Annotated in this window: 6 protein-coding genes; 5 read left to right on the top strand and 1 reads right to left on the bottom strand. The window is 41.0% G+C overall.

What is annotated here, in order from left to right; translation table 11 throughout:
• The first annotated feature begins 706 nt into the window (after nucleotides 1-706).
• Nucleotides 707-1,213, top strand: coding sequence for a GNAT family N-acetyltransferase (locus ACHUFI_RS22205; RefSeq protein ID WP_394253150.1), 507 nt, complete (start codon nucleotides 707-709; stop codon nucleotides 1,211-1,213).
• 25 nt (nucleotides 1,214-1,238) lie between these two features.
• Here the strand turns inward: ACHUFI_RS22205 and ACHUFI_RS22200 are convergent, their stop codons facing one another.
• On the bottom strand, nucleotides 1,239-2,207 hold the full coding sequence (locus ACHUFI_RS22200; protein WP_394253148.1) for an IS30-like element ISVa6 family transposase: 969 nt from the start codon (nucleotides 2,205-2,207) through the stop codon (nucleotides 1,239-1,241).
• Nucleotides 2,208-2,272: 65 nt separating this feature from the next.
• Between ACHUFI_RS22200 and ACHUFI_RS22195 the strand changes: the two genes are divergently transcribed.
• The 4 genes from ACHUFI_RS22195 to ACHUFI_RS22180 all read left to right on the top strand — a co-directional run bounded on the left by ACHUFI_RS22195 (nucleotide 2,273) and on the right by ACHUFI_RS22180 (nucleotide 4,697).
• Complete coding sequence (locus tag ACHUFI_RS22195) at nucleotides 2,273-2,464, top strand: hypothetical protein (protein ID WP_394253146.1); 192 nt, start codon at nucleotides 2,273-2,275, stop codon at nucleotides 2,462-2,464.
• Nucleotides 2,465-2,773: 309 nt separating this feature from the next.
• Complete coding sequence (locus ACHUFI_RS22190; protein ID WP_394253144.1) at nucleotides 2,774-3,016, top strand: hypothetical protein; 243 nt, start codon at nucleotides 2,774-2,776, stop codon at nucleotides 3,014-3,016.
• A gap of 180 nt (nucleotides 3,017-3,196) precedes the next feature.
• Nucleotides 3,197-3,529, top strand: a complete 333-nt coding sequence (locus ACHUFI_RS22185) for a hypothetical protein (RefSeq protein ID WP_086584981.1) — start codon at nucleotides 3,197-3,199, stop codon at nucleotides 3,527-3,529.
• A gap of 151 nt (nucleotides 3,530-3,680) precedes the next feature.
• Complete coding sequence (locus ACHUFI_RS22180; protein ID WP_394253142.1) at nucleotides 3,681-4,697, top strand: hypothetical protein; 1,017 nt, start codon at nucleotides 3,681-3,683, stop codon at nucleotides 4,695-4,697.
• Nucleotides 4,698-4,799 lie beyond the last annotated feature (102 nt).

The following is a 4,799-nucleotide window of genomic DNA, read 5'->3' as shown; positions in this document are numbered from 1 at the left end:
AAGACTATTCGAGTGTGGTGCTTGGAGTTCTATCTGGCGTTCGTACTTGTTACCGGTCTCTCAATAGAGGAGCCATCATTTAATCGAACTACCAGATAGAAGAACTTTAGTTGCAGCTAAAGTCTGGGTCTCACCTTACCCGATTGGAGTACTTATTATCCATACAAAGCGTTTAAGACAGATTCGCAACGCTTGGCATTTTCAGTTTGAGTCAGTTTTAGTGTTTAAGGTGGCAAGGTTTTAGGTAGGGTGGTGGCGTTGCTCACTACTTAACGCGGCGTTAGTAAGCCTGCTGTTTAAGTCCTCTAAGTTTATGAGTGGTGGTTCATTTTTCGCTGCGATTCCGTGGATTTCAAAGCGGATGCATTCGCTGATAATGTGTAGGTTTCTTTGGTGCGACGCCGCCAATAGTTAATGAGTTTTGGTGAGTTCATTTGTTCGGCGGTTCGTGCCAAACAGTAGTTTTGCTTTTGAGGAGATGCCTGTTTTGGTAACTTCTGAGTGCAGCAGGCCGGGTGTCGATAGGATGTCATGTTTAGTTGAGATTGGTGATTGCTGAGAGATCAGTGCGCGACTGAACCTCCGTTACTAACAAGTCACTCAAGCAGACGCTGTAACCTATGGCATTTTTGGTTTGAAGTTTTGTGGGCTTTGTACGTGCATCGTTTGCGCTACTTAGCTCTGCGTTATATGAATAAGGGTGGTCATGATAAAAACAGAGAATTTAGTTCTTAGTCCCGTTAGTCATGGAGACTTAGATATTTATTCTAAAATATTGAGCTCTGATGAATTAACAAAATTTTTGCCTAAAGGTCAGGCATATACTGATGCAGAGATTCAGCAGCACGTACAAAACCGAATTGAACATTGGAATCATGGATTTGGGTCTTATGTGATAAGCCTCAAAAGTGAGCCAAAAACTAAAATAGGCTATGTTGGGATTGAGTACTGTGAAAATCCAGAGTTTAGCGATATCAGATATGCGTTGGTGTCGGGTTATCAAGGGCGGGGATATGTTTTTGAGGCTGCAAAAGCTGCCTTAGAGCAAACATTTCGTGCAAATAAACACTCAAAAATTTATGGTGTAGCCTTTAAGGAGAATTTACCGTCGTTAGCTATCATTAAAAAGCTTGGTATGATTCTAGCTCCAGAGGTTAAACCTTATGGTGATGTTGATGGTCTTGAAACATATGCGATAGAAAAATTCACTTAGTATCAAGTTTGAAGTGCGACACTTTTTATAGATGCGCATGAATATACTCCGTTGGTGTCCTATACCCAAGTCTTTTGCGTGGGCGCGTATTTAATTTGTGTGCAATTTCATTGCAGAGCTTCTGTGTTACGTGTGACATAGAAGTTCGTTTTGGTAAGTATTGTCGTATCAAGCCATTGGTGTTTTCATTAGTGCCTCGCTCCCATGAGTGGTATGGATTTGCAAAGTAAAACAGACAGTTATGATGTTTTTCTAGTTGCGCATAACCATGAAATTCAGTGCCGTTATCCGCCGTTATCGTCTTAAAAGGTAAGTCAGAGCGGGTCATGATTTTGCTCATTCTTACGTTGAGCGACTCGCTTGTTCTATCGTCCATTTGCCCAATAAAAGTGTAGCCAGTCATTCTGTCGACTAAAGTCACGATACAGTGCTTGGTTCCGCGGCCAACGACGGTATCAATTTCCCAGTGACCAGGCTCTTTTCGCTGCTCAGCTTTTGCTGGTCTTTCGGTAATATGGCGCTTTGCTGCCAGCCGACCTCGGCTGTCTTTTGAGTTATACCTTTTACGCCTTTTCTTAGTGGATTGGCGTAGGTGTTTCCATAGGGTTCCACCGAGAGTTTTGTCATTCCAAATGTGCTGATAAATGAGCTCGTGGCTCATTGTTGGATAGCCTCTTACCCTTAGGTATCCGACGATTTGGTCAGGGCTCCAATCCAGTCGTAGTAAGGCCTCAGGTAACCTAAAGTCGATTTCGCTGTAGCGCTTATTTCTGCGCGAGCGGCTCAGCCGGTTGCGAGCCATTTGTTGGGCTCTCCACGCCTGATAGGAGTACCTTTTAAAGTGTCTGTTGTATCGGGAATTGCGTTCAATTTCTCGATAGATAGTCGCTTTGTGACGACCCAGTTGTTTAGCTATTTTAGCGGTACTAATTCCTTGCTTTCTGAGCGCAGAAATCATATACCTTTCGTTCTCAGTGAGGTGCGTGTATTTCATGTTTTTTACTTCTTGGCGGGAGCAAACTTCATGATTATCGCATCTCACTGTTTTTATGTTCAGAGGTGTCGCACTTCGTACTTGAATCCAAGCTCCTTAACACCGGTGTCCCTGCTGACTCTATCCTTGATGAGTTTGAAGAACTTCGTGCAACTCATACTTTAGATGATGAATACGAAGATACATTGTTAGATGTTATGGACTCACTGTGCGGGTGGTGTTCACCTAATCATGCATTAGTCCCATCTGCTGCATAAGATTTTAAAGAGCTGCTTTAAGCAGCTCTTTTTTATTGTCTCAAGCAAACCTAATACACGCATATAACAAAGCGTTTAAGACAGATTCCCAACGCTTGGCATTTTTCATTCCATCGTTGGGTTTTGTGTTTAAGGTGGTATGGTTAGGTTTCGTGGTAGCGTTGCTCACTACTTAACGCGGCGTTAGCTATCTTTTCAACTTTGGGCACAAAGTCGAATGTCTTAAGTAAGAATACAAACTTACTTAGTGCTTTTGGTATTCTTAGTATTGTCGTTTTCCATGCGTGCGTTAATCTCATTGGAGGCAGTATGAATATTAGGTTTTGTGAAAAGTGCGAGAGAGAAACTGAACATACAGAAGCAATCAAGCAGAAACCCTCAAAATATGGGAAGTCAATAAAAGAACAGTTCAAAGCGTTTCTAGACGGTTTCTTCAGTGGAGCAGCGGCTTCTTTACCAGGAGGAGCATCATTGGAGTTAACAGACAGGTACGTAGTTTGTCTTAAATGTGGCAAACAAACACTAGAAAATCACGGCACAGAATTTCAATAGCGCTCCTCTGTAGACAGAAAGCTAACAATAAATTTAAGCAGATTCGCAACGCTTGGCACTTTCGGTTTGAATCAACTTTAGTGTTTACGGCACAATGGTTTAGGTAGGTGGTAGCGTTGCTCACTACTTAATTTGGCGTTATGTGCTACTTCGAAAAATGACGATGAGAGAACTTAATCAATGGATGAAACTGGTTATACGACTATTCATGTTTGGGTGGAAAATGCTCTTCTACCTCGTAATCTTCAATCCCCTCATTGGGAAGATAGTGAACAGTCAGAAGTAAAATTGAGTGTTTCTCCAAAAGGGAGGCTCAGAAGCAAACCTATATATCTAGAATCTATCGAACTAGCAGTAGACTTTGCTGAGTATCTGAAACCCATATTTGCAAAGCGTTCCTATCGAGAAGCTTATCGTATCGAGCTTGAAACAGTCCCAACTACACAATCTAAGCTTATACAACGTTGGAAAGAAGCTGATTCAAAAGAAGTATTGCAGCAGATCAGCAATTAATAACTACGCACATAACAAGCAATTCAAGCTGATTCGCACCGCTCGGCGCTTTCGGTTTCAATTTGTTTGGTGATTACGGTGAAGTGCTTTAGTAAGGTGGCAGCGTTGCTCACAACTTAATTGGGCGTTAGAAAAATTAAATAGGGTCAGTATGGAAGTTTTATGTAAAGTTATAGTTCCGCTTTGTCAGATCAAAATCGAGGATACTGTTTTCCTTGCTGACAATTATACATATCTAGCGAATGAGCTGTTTACATGTAGTAAAGAAGAAATAAAAACTGCTAAAGGTGAAAGAATCGAATTTGAAATGAAATTCGAAGATTCAGATTTACGAGATCTAAATACAAGCATTGCACACAATGATCGAGTCATCAATTTGTGCTTGAATGAAGCTGAAAAGGGCTTAGATTTAGTTAGGTTAAAGTACTCAAGCTTTCAGAGACCAGAGTTTACCCCCAACCCTGCTGGACAACTAAAATCTGGTTTTTATGAAGTTGAGATCATCCCTACTAGTTCATCAGGTCTACCTATTACAACAGTTTCAGGTTTATCAAAGCCAATGTCTGCATCTAATAACTGGTTAGGTCCAGAACTTGATGATGCTTTTACCTATAACGATTATAAGTTATCAGAACTATTATTAGGGCACGAAACAACATCATTGTCTGGCACTATTATCAGCTCCCTCCGACAATGTCGTCAGGCTTTTTATACTTTAGGTGAAGAATCTACGTTCCTTTCCTTAGTTTTTGCTATTGATGGGTTGAGTTTACCATCTCATCGATGGAGTGGCTGGAAGCACCGAACTTATATATCTGCTTTAGCAAGTGGCGGTTCTGTGCAAAAATTTGAGACTCTCCTTACTGATTTTGACATAGCCTACTCGGACATTCGTAATAAACTAGTACATGAGGGGAAGAGTTTTTCACAACTACAATATGATGCAAACGAGGAATGTGACAAGTTATGGGATACTTATAAATATATTTTAAATCTTATACTTAACCAAGGCTTTGCAGAGGTTGCTGATTTACATGATTATGCAATAAACCTTTTAAAAACAAACGATTACATCGATAGCTTCCAGCGAGTAATCAATACCCTAGATGGTGCAAGAGTCAACAGAGATGGGTCCCCAAGAAATATCTCTTATCCATCGTGGGCGTAAATTTTCTTAGTATCAAGTTTGAAGTGCGACACTTTCTACAGATGCGCATGAATATACTCCGTTGGTGTTCTATACCCAAGTCTTTTGCGTGGGCGCATATTT

It is taken from the genome of Vibrio profundi (assembly GCF_043642225.1).
GTDB classification, from domain to species: Bacteria; Pseudomonadota; Gammaproteobacteria; order Enterobacterales; family Vibrionaceae; genus Vibrio; species Vibrio profundi_A.
The sequence above is the reverse complement of the archived record's forward strand: the minus strand, read 5'-3'. Positions and strand labels throughout refer to the sequence as shown.

Bases quoted from the DNA above. Each gene is read 5' to 3' on its own strand.
- ACHUFI_RS22205 (WP_394253150.1), top strand. From the start codon at position 707: ATGATAAAAACAGAGAATTTAGTTCTTAGTCCCGTTAGTCATGGAGAC.
- ACHUFI_RS22200 (WP_394253148.1), bottom strand. From the start codon at position 2,207: ATGAAATACACGCACCTCACTGAGAACGAAAGGTATATGATTTCTGCG.
- ACHUFI_RS22190 (WP_394253144.1), top strand. From the start codon at position 2,774: ATGAATATTAGGTTTTGTGAAAAGTGCGAGAGAGAAACTGAACATACA.
- ACHUFI_RS22185 (WP_086584981.1), top strand. From the start codon at position 3,197: ATGGATGAAACTGGTTATACGACTATTCATGTTTGGGTGGAAAATGCT.
- ACHUFI_RS22180 (WP_394253142.1), top strand. From the start codon at position 3,681: ATGGAAGTTTTATGTAAAGTTATAGTTCCGCTTTGTCAGATCAAAATC.